The organism is Microbulbifer weihaiensis (assembly GCF_048323715.1).
Classification (GTDB): domain Bacteria; phylum Pseudomonadota; class Gammaproteobacteria; order Pseudomonadales; family Cellvibrionaceae; genus Microbulbifer.
The window spans coordinates 202,935-229,595 of sequence record NZ_JBLWFL010000007.1 but is presented as its reverse complement, the minus strand read 5'-3'; the positions used below and the strand labels follow the sequence as shown (position 1 = coordinate 229,595).

Below are 26,661 nucleotides of genomic sequence, written 5' to 3'. Positions count from 1 at the left end.
ATATCGACAGGGTGCCAAGGGGGCAAAGCCCGCCGGTTTCCCATTGGCGCCGGTCGGTTACAATGGCGGTTTTTGAGCCCGCGCGGAGTCAGCGTTGTTCCACTCCCCCTATACCGCCACCGGCGACTGGCACCCACAACCCCTGGAAAGCCTGCACGGCCACGTGCCTCCAGGCAACCTGGTGCCCTGGCTGCTGCACGCCGGTTCGCTGACGGCCGCCCTCAAACACCTCAGCGGCGGCGAATTCAGTGTAAAAATCCTCAACCAGGGCTGGCAGCAACCGCATCCTGAAGAGCGCCGCGCGCTCAACCTGCGCGAGCGATCCCAGGCCCTGATCCGCGAAGTATTGCTGTGTGGCAAAGGGCAACCCTGGGTGTACGCCCGCAGCGTGTTGCCCGAACGCACGCTGGACGGCCGCAGCCGCTACCTGCGCACCCTGGACAACCGGCCGTTGGGGGAACTGCTGTTCAGCCAGCCGGATACCCGGCGCGGGCCCATTGTGCTGAACCGGCTGGAGCGCAACCCCAAATGCCGACTGGCCGAGCTCGCTGGCATGGCCCCGCAGGCCTGGGGGCGCCGCTCCACCTTCTGGTTACACGATAAACCATTACTGGTTGCAGAGACCTTTCTCAGCAGTTTCAATCCAACCATGCCCCCGATGACCTGAACGCCTCCAACAAGGTACGGATGTAAAAGATGCAAGTGATCAGCCAACAGATCCAACAACGGTGGCCCCTGGCCCTCCCGTACTGGCAACTGGCCCGCCTCGACCGGCCAATCGGCTCGCTGCTGCTGCTGTGGCCGACCTGGTGGGCACTGTGGATCGCCGCCGAAGGCTGGCCCGGGCTGCACCTGTTCAGCGTGTTTACCCTTGGGGTCATTTTTATGCGCGCCGCCGGGTGCGCCATCAACGACTTTGCCGACCGCAGGATCGATGGCCACGTGAAACGCACGGCCACGCGCCCCCTCGCAACCGGCGCCGCCACCCCGAAAGGCGCACTGTTGCTGTTTGCCGGCCTCAGTGTCGCCGCCTTCGCCCTGGTACTGACCACGAATACACTCACAATCCTGTTGTCGTTCGCCGCCCTGGCACTGGCGTTTTGCTATCCCTTTGCCAAACGCTATACCCATATGCCACAAGTGGTGCTGGGCGCAGCCTTCAGTATGGGCATTCCGATGGCTTTCGCCGCCGCAACCGGCGAAGTACCCGCGGTGGCCTGGCTGATCTTTACCGCCAACCTGCTGTGGACAGTGGCTTACGACACCTTTTACGCCATGGTGGATCGGGACGACGACCTCAAGATAGGCGTCAAATCCACGGCAATCCTGTTTGGCGAAATGGATCGGGCCATGACTGGCAGCCTGCAGGTGATGGTCGTGATCGCGCTGTTGATGCTGGGCGACCGGGCAAACCTGGGCGCGCTGTATTACTGCGGTGTCGCCGGCGCCGCGGTGCTCTTCGGCTTTCAGCAGTGGCTGATCAGGGATCGCCAGAGAGAACCTTGCTTCCGGGCCTTTCTCAACAACAACTGGGTTGGCGCCGCGGTCTTTGCAGGAATTTTTTTCCACTATCTGACCAGTTAGCGCGATTTCTCTGATTTTCTCGTCGTGATCCAGCGGGAGCTGTCATATATTTGTCATCAAAGTGCCGTTAAATGGCCACTCTAAGGAAGAGTCAGTTCGCTGACGACGCAATCAGTTAGGGTATGGCAGACAGATGCACAGCAAGACGATTCTGATAGTCGACGACGAAGCCCCGGTCAGGGACATGTTACGGATTGCGCTGGAGATGGCGGATTACCGCTGTCTCGAAGCGGAAAATGCCCAGGCTGCACACGCGCTGGTTATCGATGAAAAGCCGGATCTGATCCTGCTGGACTGGATGTTGCCCGACGTCTCCGGCGTAGAGCTGGCCCGCCGCCTGAAACGCGACGAACTTACTTCGTCCCTGCCCATCATCATGCTGACAGCCAAGGGCGAGGAAGATCACAAGATCAAGGCCCTCGAAACCGGCGCCGACGATTACATCACCAAGCCGTTTTCCCCCCGCGAACTCGTCGCGCGCCTGAAGGCGGTGCTGCGCCGGGCCGGCCCCAGCACACCGGAAGAGCCCCTGACCGCCGGCGGCCTGGTACTGGATCCGATCAGCCACCGGGTCACCATCAACGGCAATCCGGTTGATATGGGCCCCACCGAATTTCGCCTGCTGACCTTCTTCCTGTCGCACCAGGAGCGCGCCTATACCCGCACCCAACTCCTCGACCACGTGTGGGGAGGCAATGTGTACGTAGAGGAGCGCACCGTGGATGTCCACATACGCCGCCTGCGCAAGGCGCTCACCATTGACGGGCACGAGCGCTATATCCAGACTGTCCGCGGCACCGGTTACCGCTTCTCGGTACAGACCGTGGAAAGAGTATAATCTCTGACCCGCGCGCGACCGCACGGATCACTGATCCGTTCCGGAAGCAGCAAAGTACAGGTAACAGGCAAAGGCCGCTGAAAGCTTTTTGGGGTAATGCTGTGCAACCTGTCGCCAGCGGGGGCGTAAACCCGCTCGGTACTTTGTTTTCGCAGCTTTCACATTTTTTGCTTTCGCATAAAGTCTGCAGGTTTCTCCATGCCCATGGAGTTTCACGCAACGAAACAACAGATGGCCCAACCATCATGCTCGATCGCAGTATTGGCGAGTTCGCACGCTTCGTCGTCATCGCCCTGGTTACTACCATTCTCGGCTTCTCAACCGGGCACTGGTGGCTGGCGCTCTGCGCTGGCCTGACCGTCTATCTTTTCTGGATTCTCTGGCAACAGAATCAGTTCGACCGCTGGCTGTCCAACGGGCGGCGCGGGCCTGCACCCACCAGTTTCGGGGTTTGGGGCGACATCTCCGACGACTTCTATCGCCTGCAGCGCCGCCACCGCAAGGAAAAGCAGAAGCTGCACGCCATGCTGCGCCGGGTGCAGGACAGCACCAGCGCGCTGCGCGAAGGCATCGTAGCGCTGGAAGACGAGGGCAACCTCGCCTGGTGGAACCCCGCCGCAGAGCAGATGTTGCGCCTGCGACCGGATGATGCCGGCCAACCGCTGGTGAACTTCGTGCGCGACCCAAGGTTTGTCGAACACATGTACCAGCGCGTGGTGCTGCAAAAAACCGCCAATCAGGAGCCCATCACACTTCCGGCCCCCGGGGATGACTCGCGTATTCTGCAAATGGAAGTGACCCGCTTCGGGCAGGATGAGGCACTGGTGATCGTGCGCGACATTACCCGGCTGCACAATCTGGAGCAGATGCGGCGCGATTTCGTCGCCAATGTATCCCACGAACTGCGCACGCCACTGACGGTGATCGCCGGCTATCTGGAAACCTTGCAGAGCAGTGGCCAGGCCCCCCGGAACTGGGATCGCCCGCTGGCGCAGATGAGCGAACAGACCACCCGCATGACCAGCCTGGTCAACGACCTGCTGCTGCTGGCCCGCCTGGAAACCTCCGAGCGCGACAGCGGCCGCGACAAGGTCTCTGTGCGCGAGCTGATGGAACGTGTGGCCAGCGAAGCCCGCGCGCTCAGCGGTGAACGGCACGCGCTCACCGTGGAGTGCGACGAGGATTGCATCCTGACTGGCGACAGCGGCGAATTACACAGCGCTTTTGCCAACCTCGCGTTAAATGCCGTGAAGTACAGCCCGGACGGCGGCCCGATAGAACTGCGCTGGTATCGCGATGATCGGGGCGGACACTACGCGGTGAAAGACTGCGGTATCGGCATAGACCCTGTGCATATTCCCCGTCTCACGGAGCGCTTCTACCGCGTGGATGCGGGCCGGTCCCGGGAGAGTGGCGGCACCGGCCTCGGGCTTGCGATCGTGAAACACGTATTACTGCGTCACAGTGCTTCCATGAGTGTGGTCAGCACCCCCGGACGCGGCAGTACCTTTACGCTTAACTTCCCGGCGCACAAACTGACAGCCACCACCTCTGCCTGAACAGAATTCACGGCAATAAAAAAGGGGCCTCAAGGCCCCTTCTTGTTGTACCGATGCCAACCCGTGATTAAAGCTCAATCCCGAACTGCACCGCAGCACCCAGAGTGTCATCAGAAGACTTGATGGCCGATACGTGCAGCTGCAGCACATCGAACGGCGAGAAGCCCACGCCGAGCGTCATCGCGCCGTCAAAGGTGTCCTTCAGGTCGTGCCTGTAACCAACGCGCAGCTGTGCCCAGTCAAACAGGTCCACTTCCGCACCCAGGCGCGCAACCTGCACTTCGCCGGCTCCCTCGAAAAGCTCCACCGCATTGAGGTCGAGATCCGCGAGCAGGGTAAGTACTTCACCCGTATAACCAAAGCCTGCCGTCACCTGCGGATCCAGCTGGATTTTCAGTCCTCCCAGCGTCTCGTATTCCTGCGCCAGGCTGTTACGCACCGACAGACCGCCCTGCAACTCACCCCAGTTGATGGTGGCACCCAGGTCGAGGTTGAAGTTGCTGTGCTCCAGGGTGTAATCATCTACCTCGAAATCGTCGTCATCGAAATCCGCCACGGTCTCAATGTATTCGATGGTCTCAACCTGCTGGTGCTTTGGCGTGGCACCCAGGGAAACCTGGTACTCACCAAAAGTGAATGTACGGGCCATCGCAACGCCCACTTCCCGCATGCTGTAACCAAAAGCGCCAGCTTCGGACTGAAGGTCGTTTTCGTCGAACAGCTGTTCACCGAAATTACTCAGCAGTTCAACGTCGGCATCCGCCAGGTTAATTTCGGTGGAAATGAACGCAGACTGGCGCACAAACAGCAGGCCGGAAACTGCACTGCCGGGGATGGCGATAGTGAGCTGCGCACCGGCGTCCAGCGTCAGCCGCGATTGATCCAGCGCGCGCAGGGAGTCGAGAATGAAATCCGCATCGCCCTGGTTCGCCGTCATGCCATCGATCTCGTCGAGGTAGTCCGTCAGGTCTTCCGCGGTATCAATGAATTCATTCTGGTCATTGGCGATCACACCAAAATCCAGTGTCAGCGCGAAGTCGTCGTTTTCCTTGAAATTGGTGGCGGTCGCCGGATTGACCAGCGCGCTGTAGCTGTAGTCACCGCCGGCAACCCCAGCACCAGCCATTGCACTGCCGCGTCCGGAAAAAACTTCTGCGGCTACCGGCGCCGCCCCCAGAATAGCCCCCGCAGCAACAATGCTGGCAATTCGGTTCTTGATCCACATGATCAACCAGATCCCTTCGTAAGTGTTGTAAGAAAATTTTTGTTTTGCGCCGGTTATTAGCATTATTGGCGGCGCCAAAATACACGCCCGGATCGGCGTGATCAACGTTCCGAAAGGAATTTTTGTGACCTGGTCGGTGGAAACCAACCAGAAATGGATGGGCGTAGACGAAAGATAGTGCCAGGGTAGCCCTATTAAAAAGGCCACCCGAATACGTAAGTGCTTACTCCAGCTCTTGCAGCGCGCACTGTTCACCACCGGCGCGGAAGAAGGCCTCACCAGGCTCCACCGCCTCGACAGCCACATCACCTATGGTTACGTGCACCAGTTTTCGGCTGCTGTTGCGGATCATCACATGCTGTCGGCCCTGATCGTCCCTTGGCAGCTCGCGCTCGCCAGTCAGACCGTCACGCAGGGCTCGCAGTTGCGGAACATCGCGATAGCGGTCGAGATCCTTGGAGAGCTTGCGCTTCATCCGTTCCGATTCTTCCAGTGCGGCCGCAGTCTCGCGGTACTTGGCAAAGAAAAACACGGCGGCAATGGCGGCCACGATGGCCAGTGTCGCTTCAAACCAGGCGGGCATGTCAGGCTCCTATTGTTCTGCGGATATTCTTAAGGGTTTATGCATTTCGGAGTCAGCCCGCGTTTTTCCATACCAGTAACTGGTTGTTCGCAGGCAGGTCGTTATTCTCGGTGCGGCGGAGGCCCCCGGCGGCCGCCAGCTGATCCAGCCATTCAAGGTCACGGATACCGCGCTGCGGATCCTGTTCCCTGAGCCATTCATCAAACCCGGCATTGCCCGGGCCAATATATCGGCCCCCGATCTTTACCGGACCATAAACGATCAACTGCCCCCCCGGCATCAATACCGATGGAAGCCGGCGGAAAAATTGCTCTACCGCCGCGACAGGCATGATGTGCAATGTGTTGGAGGTAAACACCGCATCCACGGTAATCGCGGGCCAGTCGCCAGTCACATCCAGCGCGACGGGCTCGAGAAGGTTTTGCGCAGGCTGGTGGGCAATCCACGCGGCCACCTCGGGCAGATTCTGCAGCCGCTCACTGGGCTGCCAGGTAAGGTGGGGCAGGCGCGGCGCAAAATAGACCGCGTGCTGGCCGGTACCGCTGCCGATCTCGAGCACGCTCGCGCTCTTGCTTAACAGGCGCTGCAGTTCCGTCAATATCGGCTCCCGGTTGCGCGCCGTCGAGGGCGCATCCGGTAACTTCTGTTCTTCCATGTGGATCAAGCCGGCTGCTCGTCGCGCAGAAAGACCCAATCATTGCCCTTGGAATCTTTCTCGCTGAAGTAGTATCCGGCAACGTCAAAATCTTTCAGCTGCTCCGCCTTCTTTATGCGGTTGTCGATGGCCCAGCGGCTCATCATGCCGCGGGCTTTTTTGGCAAAAAAGCTGATCATCTTGTACTGGCCGTTTTTCCAGTCCTTGAAGTGGGGCGTGACGATGTCCGCGTCGAGGGCTTTCGGCTTTACGGACTTGAAGTATTCATTGGAAGCCAGGTTTACCAGCTCCCGGCTTTTTAATGCCTGCAGCTGCGCATTGAGCGCAGCCGTGATCTTGCCATCCCAGAATTCATACAGGTTTTTGCCGCCGGCATTCGCGAATTTGGTGCCCATTTCCAGCCGGTAGGGCTGCATCAGATCCAGCGGTCGCAGCAGGCCATACAGGCCAGACAGCATCCGCAGGTGTTTCTGGGCAAAGGCAAAATCCCGCTTGTCCATGCTTTCCGCTGCGAGGCCGGTATACACATCACCTTTGAAAGCCAGCAGGGCAGGGCGCGCGTTGCGGTCGGTAAACGGCCGCTTCCAGGCGTGGAAACGGTCGTAGTTCAGCACACCCAGCTTGTCGGAAATTTTCATCAAACTGGATATTTGCTGCGGACTGAGATCGCGCAGTTCCTTGATCAGGGCCGCAGACTCCTTCAGGAAGTCCGGCTGGGTGGTATCCAGTTGCGGAATGTCGCTCTCATAGTCAAGGGTCTTGGCCGGGGAAATAACGATCAGCATGATTCGGGTCGATGTCGCTTGGTGATTCGGGGCCAATCCGGCACACGCCGGAGTGGCATTTACAGAGGGCTGGATTACTCAGGCTTGAGAATATCCTGCCACCAGTTGAGAGGCGTTTGGCCGTCGACCGGGTCGTACACATTGCCGTAATACCAGACGCTGTTGGCCCCATCGCAGACGCTGTTGAGGATCTCTTCGATTTCGGCAAAGCCGCAGCTGACATGGATGCTGTACACCAGCAGGCGCGGGGTTTCCATGTCCAGCTCACCGCCGAGCTTTTCCAGTTGCGGGGTCAGCTGGTCCGACAGCTTGGTGCTGTCACCGCGGCAAAACACCCGCACCGCCAGGTTGCCGGAGCGCTTCACCAGCTCGAAGCTGGGCTTGTCGGGATCCTCGCGGTTGACCTTGATGGTATCGCCGCTGGCGATGCCCTTGATGAAGGCCGGAGAACGCACCAGCTGCACGCTGTCGTCCTCGTTGACCCGCACCTGCATACGCTCCACGACGGGCTCTCCGTCCGGATTGGTACCGGCAAACAGTTCGATAATTTGCAGTGCCGTCGTCATAACCTCACTCCCGGGACTGTGTACAATAACGCGCTATAGGCATAAACCGAACATTATACAGGGAGGGGAAGCATGTTTCCGCGTTCCATATCCAAAGGCCTGCTGGCCAGTGCGATCACCACGGTTATGGCGGTTGGCGTATCCAGCTGTGCCGTCAATCCGGTGACCGGTAAAAAAGAGCTTTCGCTCATGTCCCAGAGCCAGGAAGTGGCACTCGGCGCGCAGCAGTACCCCAAAGCCCAGCAACAGCAGGGCGGTGAATATCTGGTCGACCCCGCGCTGCAGAGCTATGTCAGTCGCGTGGGACAAAAGCTCGCCAAGGTTTCGGATCAGCCGACATTACCCTACGAGTTTGTGGTTTTGAACAACTCTGTGCCCAATGCCTGGGCGCTGCCCGGTGGCAAAATCGCGGTTAACCGCGGTCTTCTGGTGTTGCTGGAAGACGAAGCGGAGCTCGCTGCAGTGCTGGGCCACGAGATAGTGCACGCCGCCGCCCGCCACTCCGCTGCAGCCATGTCGCAACAGCAGATCCTGGGCGCTGGTATCGCCATCCTCGGCGCGACTACCCAAAACACCAACTACGGCGACCTGGTATCCCTCGGCAGCCAGCTGGGCGGCTCCGCTTATATCGCCAAGTACGGCCGCGAGAACGAGCTCGAATCGGATCAGTACGGCATGAAGTACATGGCCGCCGCCGGCTACGACCCAGAGGGCGCCGTGCGCCTGCAGCAAAAGTTCGTCGCGTTATCCAAGGGGGCAAAATCCGGTGGCCTCGAGGCCCTGTTTGCCAGCCACCCGCCCTCCCAGGCACGAGTGGATGCCAACAAGAAGCACGCATCCAAGCTGGCTACCCGTGGTTCAACCAACCGCGCCCAGTACCAGCAGGCCATTGCGCAGCTGAAGCGCGATGCCGCCGCCTATAAAAGCTACGACGATGCCGTCGCCGCGGTCGGCAACAAGGACTACGACCGCGCCCTGACCCTCACGCGCCAGGCGCAGAAACTGCAACCCAAGGAAGCTGCGTTTTTTGCACTGGAAGGCGACCTGCTGGCGCAGAAAAAACAGTACCAGCCCGCGCTCAAATCCTACGAAATCGCGGTGCAGAAAAATCCGACGCTCTTCTCCAACTGGCTGATGCGGGGCATGCTGAACGCGGAGCTGAAAAACTACAGCGCCGCCGAGCGCGACCTGAAGCGCTCCACCCAATATCTGGATACCGCGCATGCGCACTATTATCTGGGGCAGGTATATGAGGGTCAGGGCAATACCAAAAGTGCATTGAGCCAGTACCAGATTGCCGCACAATCGGAAGGTGAAATTGGTACCAAGGCACAGGCGCGCGTGCAGGCGCTGGGGAATAACGGCTGAGTACAGCGCGTTTCTTTAAAGCCGATAGTGACGAACAAAAAAAGCGGGCGAAGAAATTCGCCCGCTTTTTTATTGGTAATTTCTTGCGGAGAAATTACAGCTGGACGGTCACACCAATACGGAACATATCCATATCGTCGAAATCGCGGTTAGCGCCGTAGGCAACTTTAGCCGCAACGTTTCGATTGAAGAAATGGGTGGCATTGACTTCATAGTCTTCCACCAGTTCATCATACGCTACACCTACAGAGGTATTTTCGTTGAAGAAAAACTCCACGGCCCCCTCCCAGTAGAAGTCGCCACCGTCGGTATCTGTGATTCCCAGCTCTGCTGTCAAATATTGGCCACCGGCCAATGAAGTAAAATATTTTGAAGAAATGCTGCGGTAATCGAAACCATCGTCAATTTCTGCAGTGAAACCGATGTAGTCAGTTCCGCTCAGTTGGTAGTTGTATTTACCACGAACAAACAGAGCGGTATCTTCATCCTCCAACTTCACCGCTTCTACTTCGGCGAGCAAATTGGGAGAAAACAGGTAGCCAGCACCAGCGCTATATACGTTGGTGGTGAAAACATCCTGGAATTCACCAAATACTTTCCACTGACCGGTATAGTATTCACCACCCAAGGTTACGAATTCATCGTCGAAAGGATCACCATCGAAAGAGCCAAGGCCACCGTAGATGTTGCTCACCGGCAGGATGTAGTTGAATTCTTTACGGGGACCCAAGGTATTCAGGGCGCCAAAATAGTACTGAGACAGTACGCTCAGGATGCGATAATCTCCATAACCGTAGTCGCGGTTTTCATAATCGGCGTCAGTGAAAGAGTTGTACTGCTCTGCGGAAGCGATAGCAGAAACCAGCATCAGCGGAAGCGCTGCAAACTTGAACTTCATGGAAGTGTTCCCTGTTTAAATTACATCTGTACTTGCGTACGCGCGCATATCCCCCAAGGGAAAATGCGGCGCGATTGTAGCAAACAAAAGTCCCCGCGCAATAAATAACCACAATTGTGACGGCCGTCTCAAATGCGCGGTTTAACCTGTAGCGAGCTACAAGTCGATGCGATTTATCGCACTCTCTGTATTAACAGAAGCTGAACCAAAACTGCGACGAAAAATAGCCGGGCACCATGTGCTACTTTTTGGCAAAAAAAAGTAAGGGGAAATACAACGAGGAAAAAAGATGAGGAGCGAAAAAGGTAGAAGAACAATAAATTGCCGGCAATTGGATATCTGGTTAACTAGATACCACCTGCCGGCAATGTATTACTTAGAAACGCGTGGATACTGAGAAGATTGTACTTGCAGGATCCGCAAATTCGGTCTGGAATACGGTGTATTCAACACTCAGCGTCCAGTTGTCTTCACTGTAGCTGGCGAGTAACCCGAGATATGGATCGGTGCCGTCAGTCGATCTCGAATAGTCAATGAGCTCTTCATAAAATGGCACTATTGCCGTTTCACCAGAATCACCCACTTCTACAAGTTGGGTTCCTTTATTAACGGCCGAGAACTTTTCCTCAACCGTCCACATGTGAACGCCACCTTTCACCCCAACGGAAAACGGGCGCTCAACGGAAGTCGATAACACCACACCCACTGTGCCGGTATAGCCGGAAACGGTTGCCTTTGACCGGAACTGGCCGGTAATGCCATCAGCTTCCAGGTTGCCGTAATAGTAGCCTTCTTTAACGGTGGATTCGCCCCAATTCAGCAGCCCACCTTCCACGGCGATAAAGCGGTTGAACTGGTAGCCAAGCGTGCCACCGAGGCCCCTGGCAAGATCAAATTTATTTTCGAAACCCAGTTCGTCAAACAACAACTGCTCATACTGGCCGGCATCTGGCTCAGTCGCACTGTAACCAAACTTCGCATACCAGGAATGCTCTACCGCTTGCGCGGATGCCGTTGCGCAAAACACCGCTGCACCAAGTAAAAACTTCTTCAAACCGGGCCCCCAATTATATTTCGTTTTAAAAATGACCAAAAAAATGGCGCCGACGCACTTTAATAGCGCGAAAAGCGTTTATCAATAGGACATTTTTCTACAAAAGATACAATTGTGGATTTTTGTGCCAGTTATTACTATCCAGCGGCAAATTAGCTATTTTTGGGGATGCCTATTTCAGCCTCGCCTCATTCCCGTGGCGAATGTCCGTCCCTTTTACCAGGTAGACCACCTGCTCACAGATATTCTTGGCGTGATCGCCGATACGCTCCAGTGAACGCAGTGTCCACAACACGTTCATTACCCGTGAAATACTGCGCGGATCCTCCATCATATAGGTCATCATCTCGCGCACCGCACTGCGGTAATCCATATCCACCTGCTCGTCTTCTGCCAGGGTTTCCATTGCAGATTTCACGTCGAAGCGGGTGTAGGCATCGAGGGAATCATTCAGCATTTTGCGCACGGCGTTGGCGATATGGCGGATCTCGGTATACCCGCGCGGCGCCGTGCCTTCTTCCGTCAGCGCGATGGCCATTTTTGCAATCTTGCTCGCCTCGTCACCGACGCGCTCAAGGTCGCGGGCAATGCGGATGATCGACATCACCATGCGCAGGTCAGACGCCGCAGGCTGGCGCTTGGCGATGATCAGGGTCGCGTGCTCGTCCAGCTCCATTTCGCAGCGGTCGATTTCCTCTTCCACGCGCAGGACCTTCTCCGCCAGCTCGCTGTCGGCATTGGCCAGCGCTTCTACGGCGTCAGCCACCTGGCGGGTAACCATGCCGCCCATTTCCAGCATTTCCGTCTTGATGCTCTCAAGATCTTCGTTGAACTGGCGGGAGATGTGTTGATCGAAATGCATTTCCATAATCTTCTGTGGACTCCCCCAAACCTTAGCCGAAGCGGCCGGTAATGTATGCTTCTGTGAGTTCGTGCTCAGGGTTAGTAAACACGGTCTCGGTATCGTTGACCTCCACCAGCTTGCCCAGGTGGAAGTAGGCCGTGCGCTGACTCACGCGCGCCGCCTGCTGCATGGAGTGGGTCACGATGGCGATGGTGTAATTCTCGCGCAGCTCGTCGATCAGCTCCTCGATACGCGCCGTGGCAATCGGGTCGAGGGCCGAGCAGGGTTCATCCATCAGGATCACCTCCGGGCTCACCGCGATGGCGCGGGCGATACACAGGCGCTGCTGCTGACCACCGGAAAGACCGGTACCCGGCTTGTCGAGGCGATCCTTTACTTCGTTCCACAGACCGGCGCGGCGCAGGCTGTTCTCGACAATTTCATCGAGTTCCGCGCGGCGGCTGGCAATCCCGTGGATCTTGGGTCCGTAGGCGACGTTGTCGTAGATGGACTTGGGGAAGGGGTTCGGCTTCTGGAACACCATGCCGACGCGGGCGCGCAGCGGTACCACGTCCACCTTCGGGCCATAGATGGCTTCGCCATCCAGGGTCAGGTCACCCTCGACGCGACAGCCTTCGATGGTGTCATTCATTCTGTTCAGGCAGCGCAGGAACGTGGACTTGCCGCAGCCGGATGGACCGATCATCGCCACCACTTCATTGCGGCCAATGTCGAGGCTTACATCGTGAATTGCCTGGGTCTCGCCGTAGTAGACATTGACGTTGCGCATGCGCAGCTTCGCCTGGTCACTGAACGGCTGGCCCACAGTCTTCACTATTTCCGCACTGGTTTTCACGGCATTCTGCTCCGCGGCTGGATTTTTTGCTTGGTTGCCGGCGGCTACAGCCGGGCCCGTATTCAGGGTCATGGTAGTCATGGCTCTTTCTCAGGTCGCTATCTTAGCATTCGCCCGCGGCTTACCAGCGGCGCTCAAGTTTCTTGCGCAGCCAGACTGCGCAGGTGTTCATGGTGATCAGTACTGCCAGCAGTACCATGATCGCGGCGGAGGTGCGCTCCACGAACGCGCGCTCCGGGCTGTCGGCCCACAGGAAGATCTGCACCGGCAATACCGTGGACGGGTCAGTTACCCCGTGCGGCACGTCGACGATAAACGCCACCATACCGATCATCAGCAGCGGCGCGGTTTCGCCCAATGCCTGGGCCATACCGATGATGGCGCCAGTCAGCATGCCGGGCATCGCCAGCGGCAAAACGTGGTGCAGCACCACCTGCATGCGTGAGGCCCCCATACCCATGGCCGCTTCGCGGATGGACGGCGGCACCGATTTCAGCGATGCGCGGCTGGAAATAATGATCGTGGGCAGCGTCATCAGGGTCAGTACCAGGCCGCCGACCAATGGCGCCGAACGGGGCATTTCAAAGAAATTGATGAAAATCGCCAGGCCCAGCAGGCCGAACACAATGGACGGTACCGCCGCGAGGTTGTTGATGTTCACCTCGATCAGGTCGGTCCAGCGGTTCTTGGGTGCGAACTCCTCCAGGTAAATAGCAGCAGCCACCCCGATCGGGAAGGACAGCGCCAGGGTTACCAGCAGGGTCAGCAGGGATCCCACCAGCGCCGCGCGGATACCCGCCTGCTCGGGCTCGCGGGAGTCGCCGTTGGTAAAGAAGGTGGTATTGAAGTGCTTTTCCAGCTCGCCGCTGTCGCGAAGCTGCTGAATCCACGCCGCCTTCTGTTCCGAGGTGCGCCCGAGGAATCCCTCATCACTGTCGGAAAGGCTTTTCACGTACGTATCGACATCGTCGTCCGCATTCACCCAAACAGTCTCGCTCTGGCCCAGCAGCGCGGGATTGTTCTCCAGTCGCTCACGCAGGTTGAAGCCGGCGCCACTGGATACCAGGGAGTAAAGCTCGCGCTTGTCGCGGCGACCGGTGACATCCGGGAAGCGCTCGCGCAGGGCACTGCGAATCACGCCATCGAAGTTGGCCCAGGCCAGGCTTTCGTGATCGACCTTGTCGATGCCGAGCTCCGCCGGATCGTAGGTGACCTGCAGCTGGATTTGGCTCTGCACAAAGGCGCTGGCGCCCTTGCTGATGATGTCGGTAAACAGCACCAGTACCGCCAGCACGCCGAAGCCGATACTGGCAATACCCAGCCCGCGGAACAGTTTTTCCTTGCGGTGGCGGCTGGCAAGCCGCGCCTCGATGCGGCCGCGTACCTGATCCTGGCTCAGCGGAACCGGGCCGGTCTTTGATTCAGTTATATCAGTCATACTGTTCCCGGTATTTTTTCACGACGTGCAGGGCGATAAAGTTCAGGATCAACGTGGAGATAAACAGCATCAGACCCAGGGCAAAGGCCGCCAGGGTTTTCGGGCTGTCGAATTCCTGGTCACCCACCAGCAGGGTGACGATCTGCACCGTTACGGTGGTCACCGACTCCAGCGGGTTGGCAGTGAGGTTCGCGGCAAGGCCGGCGGCCATCACCACGATCATGGTCTCGCCGATCGCGCGGGAAACCGCCAGTAGTACACCGCCGACGATGCCGGGCAGCGCCGCCGGGATCACCACCTTGCGCACGGTTTCGGATTTGGTAGAGCCGAGACCCAGGGCGCCGTCGCGCAGGGACTGGGGCACCGCATTGATCACGTCGTCGGACAGCGACGACACGAACGGGATGATCATCACGCCCATCACCAGGCCCGCCGCCAGCGCACTTTCACTGGAGGCCTGCAGGCCCACGGACTGGGCAAGGTCGCGGATGAACGGGGCCACGGTCAGCGCGGCGAAGAAGCCGTACACCACCGTCGGTACACCGGCGAGAATTTCGATCAGCGGCTTGGCCACTGCGCGCACTTTCTTGCCCGCGTATTCCGCCAGGTAGATGGCTGACATCAGTCCCACCGGCACCGCCACAAACATCGCGATCGCGGAAACCATCAGGGTGCCGGTAAACAGCGGCACCGCACCGAAGGCACCGCTGGAGCCCACCTGATCCGCACGCATCGCCATCTGCGGACTCCAGTGCAGGCCGAACAGGAACTCGGTCACCGGCACGGCATGGAAGAAACGGATCGACTCGAACAACACCGACATCAGAATGCCCACAGTGGTGAAGATCGCGGCACAGGCGCAGGTCAGCAGCACCGCGCGCAAAACTTTTTCCACTTTTTCCCGCGCGCGCAGTTCCGGGGTAATGCGCAGCAGGGCGAAGGCGCCGAGACCGATCGAGAGAATGAGGATCAGTGCAGACTGCATCAGCTGGCCGCTCTGGCGCAGGCTGGCCAGGTGTTCGGCGGCGGCCAGCAGCTGGGGCGTCACTTCACCGAGCTGGTTGCCCGCCGCCAGGTTCTGGATCTGCGCATACAAAAGGTTCTGCCCGGAAAGGCTTGTCGGCTTTTCAGCGATGCCGCTCATCACCAGGGTGCGGATGATGGCATCGTCAAATGCCAGCCAGACTCCCAGCAGGATCAGTGCCGGCAGTCCACACCAGAGTGCGGTATGCACGCCGTAATAGCTGGGCAGGGAGGCCAGGCTGCGGATACCACCGCGGCTGCGGGCGGCGGTAATGGCCCGACTGAAGCCGGTACCGTAAGCCACCAGTACCAGCAGCAACAGCAGGGCGAATAAAGTGGGAGTCTGCATCGATTCGCTCGGTTGAAAATTTGCTCGGCAATTATCAGGGCTTCAGGCGACTTTTACATGACGTTTTCAAGCCGCGTTCTTTATATATGCAAACGGCCAAGCCCTGGGGGGCTTGGCCGGTAATTCCCTTTACCTGCTCTGGTTGCCGATTTATTTGGCCGCCAGATTGGTCAGGGCATTCAGTTTGCGCACGTCGGTGGCAACCTGCTGGCGCATGGTAGTGGGCAGCGGGATCATGCCCTTGTCGGCGAGGTAACCTTCGTCGCCCCAGGCGCGCTCATTGGTGAACTCTGCCAGGAACTGCTTGATGCCGGGTACCACATCCACGTGCGCTTTCTTCACGTAGATGAACAGCGGGCGGGATACCGGGTAGCTCTGGTCCGCGATGGAGTCGAAAGTGGGCTCCTGGCCCTCGATCACTGAGCCCTGCACCTTGTCCGCATTCTGGTCGAGGAAGCTGAAACCGAAGATGCCCAGGGCATTCGGGTTGGCTGCCAGCTTGTTCACGATCAGGTTGTCGTTCTCACCGGCTTCCACATAAGCGCCGTCTTCACGGATGTTGTGACAGATTGCTTTGTAGGCATTCTTGTCGCCGTCTTTCTTGGCCGCGATCCAGTCAAATTTCTTGCAGCCACCTTCCATCGCCAGTTCGGCAAAGGCGTCGCGGGTACCGGAAGTCGGGGGCGGGCCCAGCACTTCGATCTTGTGCGCGGGCAGTGCCGGGTTCACGTCTTTCCAGGTCTTGTAGGGGTTGGCGACCAGGGTTTCGGAGCCGTCCGGGTTCGGGACATCTTTCGCCAGCGCCAGGAAGATGTCCTTGCGGCTGAGCGCGAACGGCTCGGCAGTCTTGGCATTGGCCAGCACGATGCCGTCAAAACCGATCTGAACTTCCACCACGTCCACACCATTGCCGTTACACATTTCCAGTTCGGACTGCTTGATGCGACGGGAGGCACCGGTGATGTCTGCGGTATTTTCGCCAACACCCTGGCAGAACAGCTTCATGCCGCCACCGGTGCCCGTGGACTCGACCACCGGGGTCTTGTACTGGGTGGCGCGGCTGAAGCGCTCGGCCACCACAGTGGTGAACGGGTAAACCGTAGAGGAACCGACAATGCTGATGTGGTCGCGTGCGGCCAGGGCGACGTTGGAAGCCGCTATCGTCAGGGCTGCCAGGGCCGAGGCCAGGACTTTCTTGTTCGTGGAACGCTTGTTCATGGGTGTCTCCAGGGTGTTCAAAATCTCTTCACGCGAGGCATGCTATGTCGAACTGGTGACGATTCTATGAATGAAAAGTTACAAACAGGTTACAGTCTCCCGCTGCAATTTTAACCAGAGCCCTCCGGATCGACCTGTGGTGCCGGGACTGGCCGGGCGCGCAGCGCTGGCGTCCTTCCTGACCAGAGGGTACGCTCAGTGCCATAACGAAAAAAACGATATCTAGGGATTAGAGAAAACGGGTATGTCGCTTCTGTTACGGGCCGCTGACGGCCTCGACCGGTTCGCCACGGCCACGGGCCGCGCGCTGGGCTGGTTTACTTTGCTGATGGTATTGATCCAGAGCCTGGTGGTGGCTTTGCGCTACGGTTTTGATGCCGGCTCCCTGGCGCTACAGGATACCGCAGCCTACCTGCACGGTGCCGCGTTTATGCTCGGCCTGGCCTACGCACTGCGCTGTGGTGCGCACGTGCGGGTGGATGTTTTCTATCGCGAAATGCAACCCCGCGGCAAAGCGTGGGTCGACGCAGTCGGCTGCCTGATCTTCCTGATGCCGCTGTGTGTATTTATTGCCGTGGGCGGCTGGCACTTCGCCGCCAACAGCTGGGCGGTGCACGAGAGCAGCGCCAGCGCCGACGGCCTCGGCGGTGTCTACCTGCTGAAAAGTCTGATCCCGCTGGCCGGTGCCACCCTGATCCTGCAGGGCATTTCCCAGTTTGCCCGCGCCCTCAATACCCTGATGCAGCTCGAGTCGCGAGCGATCGGCACTGCACAGCCGGCGACCACCAGGCAGACGGAAGTCACTCTGCCGGCGAGCGGCCCGGCTATGCGCGAGGCGCCCGGGAAGCTGGGCAGCGAGGTGAGCGCATGATGGAACTGATCCCGCTGTTGATGTTTCTCGCCGTATGTCTCGCGCTCATGTTCGGATACCCGGTGGCCTTTACCCTGGGCGGCACCGCACTGATCGCCGCAGGGCTTGGCATCGTCGCCGGCATCTTCGATGGCGAGCTGCTGCGCGCCTTCCCGGATCGCCTGTACGGCATCATGCAGAACGGCACCCTGATGGCGGTGCCGCTGTTTGTGCTGATGGGAATCATGCTCGAACGCGCGCGTATCGCCGAGGAGCTTCTGGTCAACCTCGCCCGGGTGTTCTCCCGGGTACCCGCTGGCATGGGTATCTCGGTGGTGGTGGTCGGTGCGCTGCTGGCGGCGAGTACCGGCATCGTCGGTGCGACGGTAGTGACCATGGGCCTGATGTCCTTGCCGACCATGCTCAAGCGCGGTTACTCGCCGCAGTTGGCCACCGGCACCATCTGCGCCACCGGTACCCTGGGGCAGATCATTCCGCCCTCGATTGCGCTGGTTCTGCTGGGGGACACCCTGTCCAATGCTTATCAACAGGCGCAGTTATCCCAGGGCATTTTCAATCCACAGCCGGTCAGCGTGGGCGACCTGTTCGTCGGTGCGGTAATTCCGGGTCTATTGCTGGTCACCGCGTATATCATCTACCTGCTGTTTATCGCCCGACGCGAGCCTGTACTTGCGCAGCGCAGCAGGGAAGAGGTGAACCTGGCGGAAACCCTGAAGAGCCTGTTGCCACCCATTGGTTTGATGCTGCTGGTGCTGGGTTCGATCATTACGGGCGCGGCCACGCCGACAGAAGCCGCGGCCATCGGCGCCCTCGGCGCCGGTATCCTGGCCTGGGGCCGCGGTGCGCTGAACTGGAAGCGCGCCGGTGAGGTAGGGCAGAGCACATTGCAGGTGACGGCGATGGTGTTTGCGATCCTGATCGGCGCCTCGCTGTTCTCGCTGGTATTCCGTGGTTTTAATGGCGAGGAAGTGGTCACTCACTTCTTCAACAGCCTGCCTGGTGGCGTGGTCGGTGCGACGCTGCTGGTGATGCTGGTGATCTTCCTGCTGGGCTTCATTCTCGACTTTATCGAAATCACTTTCGTGGTGGTGCCGATCGTGGGCCCGGTACTGCTGGCGATGGGACTCGACCCGGTATGGCTGGGTGTGATGATCGCGCTGAACCTGCAGACCTCGTTCCTCACCCCCCCGTTCGGCTTTGCGCTGTTCTACCTGCGCGGGGTGGCGCCGGCCGAAGTGGCTACCGGAGCCATCTATCGTGGCGTGGTGCCATTTATTTTTATCCAGTTGCTGGTGATGTGTTTGCTGGCAGTGTGGCCTTCGCTGGCGACCTGGCTGCCGGGCTTCGTAGCGGGATAGGTTCCGAGGTTTTTGGGCAGGCCCGGTGGCGGTAGAGCACCGGGGATGCGTTTTTGAAACCGGCATGAATACGTCCCTGTAGCCTGCGTCGGAAACATCCCTGTTTCCGACGCTTTCAAAAACGCATCCCCGGCACTCTACCTTCGCATTTGACTCTCAAGCTTCGTAAGCGGTTAGAGCCTCAGCTACGGAGTGCATTACTGGAAGCTAAGGCGGGGTACCGGGTGCAGGTTTTCAGGAGCGTCGCAAACAGGGACGTTTGCGACGCAGCGTACATGGATGTACTCGCAGCGGTCCTGAAAACCTGCACCCGGTGCCCCGCCGCCACAGCACTTTGCTACGAAGCCCCCTGCAGACCCCGCCCTTTCCACAACCGATAAACCGCAGGTAAAACCATCAGGGTCAGCAACATGGCGCTGACCATGCCCCCCACCATCGGTGCGGCAATCCGCTGCATCACTTCAGAGCCCACACCCGAGCCAATCATTACCGGAATCAAACCGATAAATACCGTGGCGGTGGTCATCAGCACCGGCCGCATGCGTTGCCCGGCGCCACTGCGGATCGCATCGCGCAGGTTTTCAAGCGTGGGCTTGCGTTCAGCGGCCACGCAATCCGCCTGCGTCCGGTCCCAGGCCTGGTTCAGATAGACCAGCATGATCACGCCGATCTCTACCGCCACCCCGGCCAGTGCGATGAACCCCACACCCACCGCAACCGACAGGTTGTAGTCGAGTAAATACAGCAGCCACAGGCCGCCGATCAGGGCCAGCGGCAGGGTGCCCATGATCACCAGCACCTCGCCCACATGGCGGAAACTGAAATACAGCAGCAGCACGATGATCCCGAGAGTGATTGGCAGCAGCAGGCCGAGCCGCTCGCGCGCGCGCTCCATGTATTCATATTGCCCCGACCACGCCAGCGAATAACCCGGGGGCAGCTCCAGCTCCTGCGCCACCAGTTTCTGGGCCTCCGCCACCCACGAGCCCAGGTCGCGACCGTGAATGTCGATGTACACCCAGCCATTGGGACGCGCATTCTCGGTCTTGATCATCGGCGGACCGCCCTGCACCTCGATTTTCGCCACGTCCCCCAGGGACAGGTGGGTACCGTTCGGGGCAACCAAGGGCAGCCCGCGCAGACTCTCTGGCGAGTCACGCCAGGCCTGTGGATAACGCAGGTTGATCGGGTAGCGTTCCAGGCCCTCCACGGTTTCGCCGACGTTCTTGCCGCCCACCGCCGTGTCGATCACCGTCTGCACATCCTGGATGTTCAGGCCGTAACGGGCCGCGGCACTGCGGTCGATCTCGATATCGATATAGCGCCCGCCCTCGACCCGCTCGGCAAACACCGAAGTAGTGCCCGGCACAGCACCCAGCAGGGACTCCAGGCGGGTGCCGACTTTTTCAATCTGGTGCAGATCCGGGCCGGCAATCTTGATTCCCACCGGGGTCTTGATGCCGGTGGCGAGCATGTCGATGCGGGTCTTGATCGGCATCACCCAGGCATTGGTCACGCCCGGCAACTGCACCGCCGCATCCAGTTCCTCGCGCAGTTTTTCCGGGGTCATTCCCGGGCGCCACTGGTCGCGGGGCTTGAAGCGGATGATGGTCTCCACCATGGTCAGCGGCGCCGGATCGGTTGCGGTCTCGGCGCGGCCCATCTTGCCCCACACCTGCGCCACTTCCGGGACCTGCATGATCATCTTGTCGGTCTGCTGCAGCAGCTCGCGCGCCTTGCCGATGGAAATGCCCGGATGGGTGCTGGGCATGTACATCAGGTCGCCCTCGTCCAGCGGCGGCATGAATTCGCTGCCGGTGCGCGACAGGGGATACAGGCTGCTGGCAAGCAGCAGCAGCGCCACACCGATGACCCATTTGGGATGGCGGATCGCCAGCTCCAGCATCGGCCGGTAGGCCGCGGTAAACGCGCGGTTGATGGGGTTGGCCTGCTCCGGTTTCACATTCCCGCGCACCAGGTAGCCCATCAGCACCGGTACCAGGGTGATGGCGAGGCCGGCGGCGACGGCCATGGCGTAGGTCTTGGTGTAGGCGAGAGGGGCGAACAGCCGTCCCTCCTGGCCTTCCAGCGCGAACACCGGCAGGAAGCTGAGGGTGATGATCAGCAGGCTGAAAAACAGCGGCGGGCCCACCTCGCTGGCGGCCTCACCGACGACTTTCCACCGGTTCTCATCATTGAGCGGAGTGCGCTCCATGTGCTTGTGCAGGTTCTCGATCATCACGATGGCGCCGTCCACCATGGCGCCGATGGCAATGGCAATGCCGCCGAGGCTCATGATGTTGGCGTTGATGCCCTGCAGGTGCATCACGATAAACGCACCGATGATGCCGAGTGGCAGGCTGATGGCGATCACCAGCGACGAGCGCAGGTGGAACAGGAAGAGGGCGCACACCAGCGCCACCACGATGAATTCCTCCAGCAACTTGTGCCACAGGTTTTCCACAGCGCTGTCGATCAGCTCGCTGCGGTCGTAGGTGGGGACAATTTCCACTCCGTCCGGCAGGCTGCGCTGCAATTCATCGAGCCGCGCGCGCACGCGGTCGATCACCGCGCGGGCATTTTCACCGAAGCGCATCACGATTACGCCGCCCACCGCCTCGCCCTCGCCGTCGAGCTCCGACAGGCCGCGGCGCATCTGCGGCCCCAGGTGTACATCGGCCACATCCCGCAGCAGCAGCGGGGTGCCGCTGGCGTTGACCATCAGCGGCAGCTGGCGCAGGTCTTCCACGCTCTGGATGTAACCGCTGGCGCGCACCATGTATTCCGCTTCCGCCATCTCCACCACTGAGGCGCCCGACTCGCGGTTGCCGCGCTCAATGGCCGCCTGCACCTGGGCAAGCGTCAGGTCGTAGGCGCGCAGGCGCAGCGGATCGACTTGGACCTGATACTGGCGCACCATGCCGCCCACGGTGGCCACTTCGGACACCCCGGGCAGGGTCTGCAGTTCGTACTTGAGGAACCAGTCCTGCAGCGAGCGCAGCTGCGCCAGGTCGTGCTGGCCGCTGCGGTCCACCAGGGTGTAGCTGTAGATCCAGCCCACCCCGGTGGCGTCCGGCCCCAGCTCCGGGGTTGCCGCTGTCGGCAGGCGCGGGGCCACCTGGCTCAGGTATTCCAGGACCCGGGATCTCGCCCAGTACAGGTCGACATCGTCGTCGAAAATCACGTAAACATAGGAATCACCGAAAAACGAGTAGCCCCGCACCGTATGCGCGCCGGGCACGCTGAGCATGGCGGTGGTGAGGGGGTAGGTGACCTGGTCCTCCACCACCTGTGGCGCCTGGCCCGGGTAGCTGGTTTTCACGATGACCTGCACATCGGACAGATCCGGCAGCGCGTCCACCGGCGTATTGCGCAGGCTGTAGAGACCGGCGAGGGCCAATGCCACGGCACCGATCAGCACCAGCGCGCGGTTGTGCAGGGACCAGTAAATGATGCGCGTGATCATTTCTGTGGCTCCTGAGAATGGTCATGGGACATGGAGCCGTGATCCATCTGCGAGTGATCCACGTCACCCTGACCGCCGTCTTCGTGGTTCATGCCCTCGTGGTTCATGCCTTCATGGGCCCCATCGCCACTGGCCAGCGCGCGGGTGGCGATCACTTGGTACTTGCCGTCCTCCCGCTTGCGCACCTGTACCCGGAGGCTCGCACCGCTGTCGAGCGCCGCGCGCAGTGCAGCCTGCGCAGGCTCCGCCACATAGAAGCCCATTACCATGCCGGGCCAGTCCCAGGCCGGCACCGGCCCGTGCTCGAGGCGCGCGTAGTGGTTGTCATCGGGCATGCTGAGCACTTTGGCCTCGGCCCACGCCGTATCCGCAGTCGCCGCATGTTCGCTGCGTTTATCCTGCTGATCACCGCCAATGCGCTGCAGATCGGCGCTGATGCTGGATTCCGAGTCGATCAGGAACTGGGCCGAGGTCACGACCTCGGTACCCGCCTCAATGCCTTCGAGAATCTCCACCCGATCGCCCAGCTCGCGGCCGGCCCGCACCCGCACCGAGCGGTAACGGCCACCGCCCTCGGCAATTACCACGCGATCCATCTCACCGGTACGGATCAGCGCGCTGCGCGGCACGGTTAACGTATCCACCTGCGGGCCGTCCAGCTGCAAGCGCACGAACATGCCCGGACGCAGGGATTTATCTGCGTTCGGCACCAGTACCCGCACGCGCAGGGTGCGGGTCTTCGGATCGAGATCCGGCAGGATATGCACCAGCTCCCCGCGCCAGCTGCGGCCGGGTGCGAAATCCCCGAACAGGGTCGCGGTGTCGCCCACGCGCACCTGTGCGCCCTGTTTCGGGAACAGCTCGCCCTCGACCCATACGGATTCCAGCGGACCGATGCTCATCAGGGTGGCGGCGGGGGTGATGTACATGCCATCGCGGGCGGCAAATTCATTCACATAGCCGTGAATCGGCGCAAACAGGGTGATGTTCTGGCTCACCTTGCGCGAGCGGGTGACCTCGCGCACCTGCTCGGCCGGCACCCCGAGACTGTTGAGGCGCTCGCGGGTGGCTTCGATCAGGGTGCGGTTGCCACTCTCCAGCGCCGCCACCAGTTCACTCTGCGCCTTCACCAGTTCCGGCGAATAGATTTCCAGCAGTGGCTGCCCCTGCTTTACGTGGTCACCCACCGCCTTGACCCAGCTCTTGTGCACCCAGCCACTCAGGCGCGTGTGGATGTGGTGCAGCTTGTCCTCATCCAGCTGCACCAGCCCCACGGTCTCCACGCGGGTGGTCACCGGGCCTTTTTCCGCACGCGCGGTGCGCACGCCGAGATTGCTTTCGACCTGCGGCGAGATGCTGACGGTACCCGGTGCCGCGCCACCTTCCTCACCTTCGTACACCGGAATCAGATCCATGCCCATGGGCGACTTGCCAGGCTTGTCGCGGCGATAATTGGGATCCATGGGGGCAACCCAGTAGAGAATCTTTTTTTCCGCCGCCGCGCCCTCGGTTGCGTTTTGTGCGGTGTTGTCGCCGGTGGTCAGGCTGCGGCCAATCAGCACGCCTGCGACCAGGGCAATCAGGGCAAAGGCGGCTAGTTTTACTTTGTTCATAACGTCTGGAACCGGTTGTTATTTGAAGTTGCCGATGGCGTCGCCACTGGAAGGGGCATCGAGCGCGCGCAGGTAGCGGATGCGGGCGAGGGCGCGGTAATAACCATACGTCAGGCGGGCCGCGCTGATCTGCGCCTCGATCGCGTCCATGCGCGCGGCGATGACGGCATCGAGATCCGCGGTGTTGGCGGCATAGCCCTTGAGCACGGCATCGGCAGTGGCCTCCGCCTGGGCCAGCAGTTCCTCGCGGTATTCACGCCGGCGGCGATCCAGGTTCTGCGCCATGGCCACAGTGCCATTCAGCTCCGCTTGCATCTGCTGCAGCAGGTTCTGGCGCTGCAGCATGCCGGCATTTTCCCGAGCGCGGCTGGCAGCCAGGCGCCGGTCCTGGCGGTTCTGGCGAAACAGCGGCAGGTCGAAGGTCACCATCACGCTGGCAAAGTCGGCGCCATCGCTCATCGGCGTGCGGTCGCGCTGGCCGTAACTCACGTCGACACCAAACTGGGGCTTGTAGGCTTCCTGGGCGAGCGCCACATTGGCCCGCTCAGCCTCCACCCGCGCGCTGCTGGCGGCCACCGCCGGGTGGCTTTCCACCACTGCCAGGGGCACCGGCAAAGTCTGAGCGGCGAGCCAGTCGCGGGATTCGCGCCACTCTGGGGGCGCCGAATCCAGCTCACCCCAGGCGGCACCGCCGATCCAGCGGCTCAGCACACCTCGGGCGCGACTGATTTCACCGTCGGCGGCGGCGATGCGGTCGTCCAGGCGCGCCAGCGCCAGCTGCGACTGCAGCAATTGCTGGGACTGGATCTGTGCGCTGGCCAGCCGCGCGCGGTTGTATCCCACCAGTTCCTGCATCCAGCGCCGGTTTTCCGCCAGCAGCGCGCGCACGCGCAATTCCTCGGACAGGGTGAGATAGGCGAGGCCAACGTCTCGGGCCAGCGCCAGCGACAGGGTCGCCGCATCCGCAAAGCCCGCCTCAGCCGCGAGGGCGCCGCGCTCGCCGGCGAGTGCAGCGGAATCCCCGCGCGGCAGCTTCTGGCTGATGCCGATCACTTTCTGTGTCATCGGCTGCTCATCGAAGGCAAAGGAGTCGGTGGGCAGGTTGGCGACGCCGAGCCTGAGCATCGGGTCGGCCCACTGGCCGTCGGCGACGGCGCTTTCCGCCGTCGCTTGCGCCGCGGCGAGCGCCGCGGCGGTTTCCGGATCCTGCTGGCGAGCCAGCTGAATGGCGCCTTCCAGGGTCAGTTGTGCCTGTGTGGGGAGCGCAAATGCGGCAAGCAGCAGCACCGGGGCGACAATACGGCCCAGGGAGTGCATGGAAATTCCCATGAATAAATCCTGTCTGTCTGATACGCGAACGAGGGCACCGGCAACCGGTCAGCTGGCGGTGGAAACGGGTATCAGGCGCCGATCGGCGGGCGCAACAGGTTTCGCGGTGTGGCGGCGAGGAGAGAAGGGGATATGGGCAGGAATGCCGGGGCGGAGGGAGCTGGGCTCAGTTGCCATTCGACCCCGGGCAGGGCGACCGCGGTGCATCCACCGGCAGCACAGGTCAACTGACACAGCGTCTTGGCCGATTCGCCACTGGCATCGTCACAACAGGGCATAGCGCCGTGGTCTGACATGCCGCTATGGGCACCGTCAGGTTTAGCCGGGTGACCGTGGGCATGCTCCGCGCTGGATACCATTCCTGTGTCATGTGCACTGTGGGCAACAGACCCTTGATGATCACAGGCAGGCGCCACCGCCAGAGCCAGGCTCTGGGCAGTGAAAATCATCAGCAGCATGGTCAGAATCAGTGCGCGCATAGCTGCGAGTCTATGTGAGGGGAGAAGTCGGCACAAGCCGGGTGGGTCAGACGCGTGCCCGGCGGCGCCTCAGCCGACGTTTTATACCGCGAAACCGTTAAATTCAGCACGATGTGCTCTGGCTAATTAGTGCCCACTTTGTGCTAGAATGCGCCACCCTGCGGGCTGCACCATCACAGACCTGCCAGACCTGCCGGATCAATAAATTGCCGGATGAATAAATCTAAAAACCGTGAGCACTTTCGATGTCCGCCATTGATGAAGAACCAAAGCCCAGCGGCACCCTGACCCTGCAGACCCAATCCATGCCCCGGGATACCAATCCCCAGGGTGACGTTTTCGCTGGCTGGCTGATGTCACAGATGGATGTCGCCGGAGCCATTCTCGCCCAGAGCATTGCCCGCGGCCGTGTAACCACAGTAGCCGTCGGCAGCATGGTATTCCTGCGCCCGGTACCCGTAGGCTCCACCGTGAGCTGTTACGCCGAGGCCGTCGAAGTCGGCCGCTCCTCCATCAAGACACTGGTGGAAGTCTGGCTCACCCGCGTGGATACCGGTGAGCAGGTCAAGGTGACGGAAGGCGAGTTCGTGTTCGTGGCCATCGATGATCGCGGACGCACGCGACCGCTGCCGAACTGATCGCCAGAGCTACAACGTTCTGCATAAAAAAAAGGGTTGCCCGAGGGCAACCCTTTTTTGTTTT

Annotated in this window: 24 protein-coding genes; 8 read left to right on the top strand and 16 right to left on the bottom strand. The window is 60.4% G+C overall.

Features of this window, described 5'->3' with window-relative positions; all coding sequences use genetic code 11:
• Positions 1 to 94: 94 nt before the first annotated feature.
• The 4 genes from ACNKU7_RS11190 to phoR all read left to right on the top strand — a co-directional run bounded on the left by ACNKU7_RS11190 (position 95) and on the right by phoR (position 3,981).
• A complete protein-coding gene (locus ACNKU7_RS11190; protein WP_418297067.1) occupies positions 95 to 667 on the top strand; it encodes a chorismate--pyruvate lyase family protein in 573 nt (190 codons plus the stop codon).
• 29 nt (positions 668 to 696) lie between these two features.
• Complete coding sequence (ubiA, locus tag ACNKU7_RS11185) at positions 697 to 1,584, top strand: 4-hydroxybenzoate octaprenyltransferase (protein WP_418297066.1); 888 nt, start codon at positions 697 to 699, stop codon at positions 1,582 to 1,584.
• A 133-nt stretch (positions 1,585 to 1,717) separates the two neighbouring features.
• On the top strand, positions 1,718 to 2,422 hold the full coding sequence (gene phoB, locus ACNKU7_RS11180) for a phosphate regulon transcriptional regulator PhoB (protein ID WP_418297065.1): 705 nt from the start codon (positions 1,718 to 1,720) through the stop codon (positions 2,420 to 2,422).
• Between the two features lie 245 nt (positions 2,423 to 2,667).
• Positions 2,668 to 3,981 (top strand): phosphate regulon sensor histidine kinase PhoR, encoded by a 1,314-nt coding sequence (gene phoR, locus ACNKU7_RS11175; protein WP_418297064.1) that lies wholly within the window; start codon positions 2,668 to 2,670, stop codon positions 3,979 to 3,981.
• A 67-nt stretch (positions 3,982 to 4,048) separates the two neighbouring features.
• Here the strand turns inward: phoR and traF are convergent, their stop codons facing one another.
• The 5 genes from traF to ACNKU7_RS11150 all read right to left on the bottom strand — a co-directional run bounded on the left by traF (position 4,049) and on the right by ACNKU7_RS11150 (position 7,795).
• Complete coding sequence (gene traF / locus ACNKU7_RS11170) at positions 4,049 to 5,206, bottom strand: conjugal transfer protein TraF (protein ID WP_418297063.1); 1,158 nt, start codon at positions 5,204 to 5,206, stop codon at positions 4,049 to 4,051.
• 223 nt (positions 5,207 to 5,429) lie between these two features.
• Positions 5,430 to 5,789 (bottom strand): hypothetical protein, encoded by a 360-nt coding sequence (locus tag ACNKU7_RS11165; protein ID WP_418297062.1) that lies wholly within the window; start codon positions 5,787 to 5,789, stop codon positions 5,430 to 5,432.
• A gap of 52 nt (positions 5,790 to 5,841) precedes the next feature.
• Positions 5,842 to 6,444 carry a DUF938 domain-containing protein gene (locus tag ACNKU7_RS11160; protein WP_418297061.1) on the bottom strand — a complete coding sequence of 201 codons (603 nt, stop codon included), beginning with the start codon at positions 6,442 to 6,444 and terminating at the stop codon, positions 5,842 to 5,844.
• A 5-nt stretch (positions 6,445 to 6,449) separates the two neighbouring features.
• Entirely contained in the window at positions 6,450 to 7,229 is a 780-nt protein-coding gene (gene yaaA, locus ACNKU7_RS11155; protein WP_418297060.1) for a peroxide stress protein YaaA, read from the bottom strand.
• Between the two features lie 74 nt (positions 7,230 to 7,303).
• On the bottom strand, positions 7,304 to 7,795 hold the full coding sequence (locus tag ACNKU7_RS11150; RefSeq protein WP_418297059.1) for a DUF4265 domain-containing protein: 492 nt from the start codon (positions 7,793 to 7,795) through the stop codon (positions 7,304 to 7,306).
• A 72-nt stretch (positions 7,796 to 7,867) separates the two neighbouring features.
• On the opposite strand from ACNKU7_RS11150, the gene ACNKU7_RS11145 reads away from it, so the two are divergent.
• Positions 7,868 to 9,163 carry a M48 family metalloprotease gene (locus ACNKU7_RS11145; protein ID WP_418297058.1) on the top strand — a complete coding sequence of 432 codons (1,296 nt, stop codon included), beginning with the start codon at positions 7,868 to 7,870 and terminating at the stop codon, positions 9,161 to 9,163.
• A gap of 94 nt (positions 9,164 to 9,257) precedes the next feature.
• Here ACNKU7_RS11145 and ACNKU7_RS11140 read toward each other — a convergent pair whose 3' ends face one another.
• From ACNKU7_RS11140 to ACNKU7_RS11110, 7 genes are all read right to left on the bottom strand, one after another.
• Positions 9,258 to 10,061, bottom strand: a complete 804-nt coding sequence (locus tag ACNKU7_RS11140) for a putative porin (RefSeq protein WP_418297057.1) — start codon at positions 10,059 to 10,061, stop codon at positions 9,258 to 9,260.
• 376 nt (positions 10,062 to 10,437) lie between these two features.
• The gene (locus tag ACNKU7_RS11135; protein WP_418297056.1) at positions 10,438 to 11,154 is read right to left on the bottom strand and encodes an outer membrane beta-barrel protein; all 717 of its coding nucleotides are present in this window, start codon (positions 11,152 to 11,154) and stop codon (positions 10,438 to 10,440) included.
• Positions 11,155 to 11,287: 133 nt separating this feature from the next.
• The gene (gene phoU / locus ACNKU7_RS11130; RefSeq protein ID WP_418297055.1) at positions 11,288 to 11,983 is read right to left on the bottom strand and encodes a phosphate signaling complex protein PhoU; all 696 of its coding nucleotides are present in this window, start codon (positions 11,981 to 11,983) and stop codon (positions 11,288 to 11,290) included.
• A 25-nt stretch (positions 11,984 to 12,008) separates the two neighbouring features.
• Positions 12,009 to 12,749: a phosphate ABC transporter ATP-binding protein PstB gene (gene pstB / locus ACNKU7_RS11125; protein ID WP_418297107.1), complete on the bottom strand. Its 741-nt coding sequence runs from the start codon at positions 12,747 to 12,749 to the stop codon at positions 12,009 to 12,011.
• 187 nt (positions 12,750 to 12,936) lie between these two features.
• Complete coding sequence (gene pstA / locus ACNKU7_RS11120) at positions 12,937 to 14,253, bottom strand: phosphate ABC transporter permease PstA (RefSeq protein ID WP_418297054.1); 1,317 nt, start codon at positions 14,251 to 14,253, stop codon at positions 12,937 to 12,939.
• Positions 14,246 to 15,625, bottom strand: coding sequence for a phosphate ABC transporter permease subunit PstC (gene pstC, locus ACNKU7_RS11115; RefSeq protein ID WP_418297053.1), 1,380 nt, complete (start codon positions 15,623 to 15,625; stop codon positions 14,246 to 14,248). Before pstC ends, pstA begins: the two co-directional genes overlap by 8 nt.
• Positions 15,626 to 15,775: 150 nt before the next feature.
• Positions 15,776 to 16,843, bottom strand: a complete 1,068-nt coding sequence (locus ACNKU7_RS11110; RefSeq protein WP_418297052.1) for a PstS family phosphate ABC transporter substrate-binding protein — start codon at positions 16,841 to 16,843, stop codon at positions 15,776 to 15,778.
• 244 nt (positions 16,844 to 17,087) lie between these two features.
• Here ACNKU7_RS11110 and ACNKU7_RS11105 point away from each other — a divergent pair, with 244 nt between their 5' ends.
• Together ACNKU7_RS11105 and ACNKU7_RS11100 are read left to right on the top strand one after the other, a co-directional pair.
• On the top strand, positions 17,088 to 17,714 hold the full coding sequence (locus ACNKU7_RS11105; RefSeq protein ID WP_418297051.1) for a TRAP transporter small permease subunit: 627 nt from the start codon (positions 17,088 to 17,090) through the stop codon (positions 17,712 to 17,714).
• Positions 17,711 to 19,072, top strand: coding sequence for a TRAP transporter large permease (locus ACNKU7_RS11100; protein WP_418297050.1), 1,362 nt, complete (start codon positions 17,711 to 17,713; stop codon positions 19,070 to 19,072). Before ACNKU7_RS11105 ends, ACNKU7_RS11100 begins: the two co-directional genes overlap by 4 nt.
• Before the next feature lie 337 nt (positions 19,073 to 19,409).
• Here ACNKU7_RS11100 and ACNKU7_RS11095 read toward each other — a convergent pair whose 3' ends face one another.
• From ACNKU7_RS11095 to ACNKU7_RS11080, 4 genes are all read right to left on the bottom strand, one after another.
• The gene (locus ACNKU7_RS11095) at positions 19,410 to 22,538 is read right to left on the bottom strand and encodes an efflux RND transporter permease subunit (RefSeq protein WP_418297049.1); all 3,129 of its coding nucleotides are present in this window, start codon (positions 22,536 to 22,538) and stop codon (positions 19,410 to 19,412) included.
• Positions 22,535 to 24,151, bottom strand: a complete 1,617-nt coding sequence (locus ACNKU7_RS11090; RefSeq protein WP_418297048.1) for an efflux RND transporter periplasmic adaptor subunit — start codon at positions 24,149 to 24,151, stop codon at positions 22,535 to 22,537. The genes ACNKU7_RS11095 and ACNKU7_RS11090 overlap by 4 nt, the downstream gene beginning before the upstream one ends.
• Before the next feature lie 18 nt (positions 24,152 to 24,169).
• Positions 24,170 to 25,480 carry a TolC family protein gene (locus ACNKU7_RS11085; RefSeq protein ID WP_418297047.1) on the bottom strand — a complete coding sequence of 437 codons (1,311 nt, stop codon included), beginning with the start codon at positions 25,478 to 25,480 and terminating at the stop codon, positions 24,170 to 24,172.
• Between the two features lie 71 nt (positions 25,481 to 25,551).
• Positions 25,552 to 25,959 carry a hypothetical protein gene (locus ACNKU7_RS11080; protein WP_418297046.1) on the bottom strand — a complete coding sequence of 136 codons (408 nt, stop codon included), beginning with the start codon at positions 25,957 to 25,959 and terminating at the stop codon, positions 25,552 to 25,554.
• A gap of 245 nt (positions 25,960 to 26,204) precedes the next feature.
• Here ACNKU7_RS11080 and ACNKU7_RS11075 point away from each other — a divergent pair, with 245 nt between their 5' ends.
• Positions 26,205 to 26,597, top strand: a complete 393-nt coding sequence (locus ACNKU7_RS11075; protein WP_418297045.1) for an acyl-CoA thioesterase — start codon at positions 26,205 to 26,207, stop codon at positions 26,595 to 26,597.
• The last annotated feature ends 64 nt before the right edge of the window (positions 26,598 to 26,661 follow it).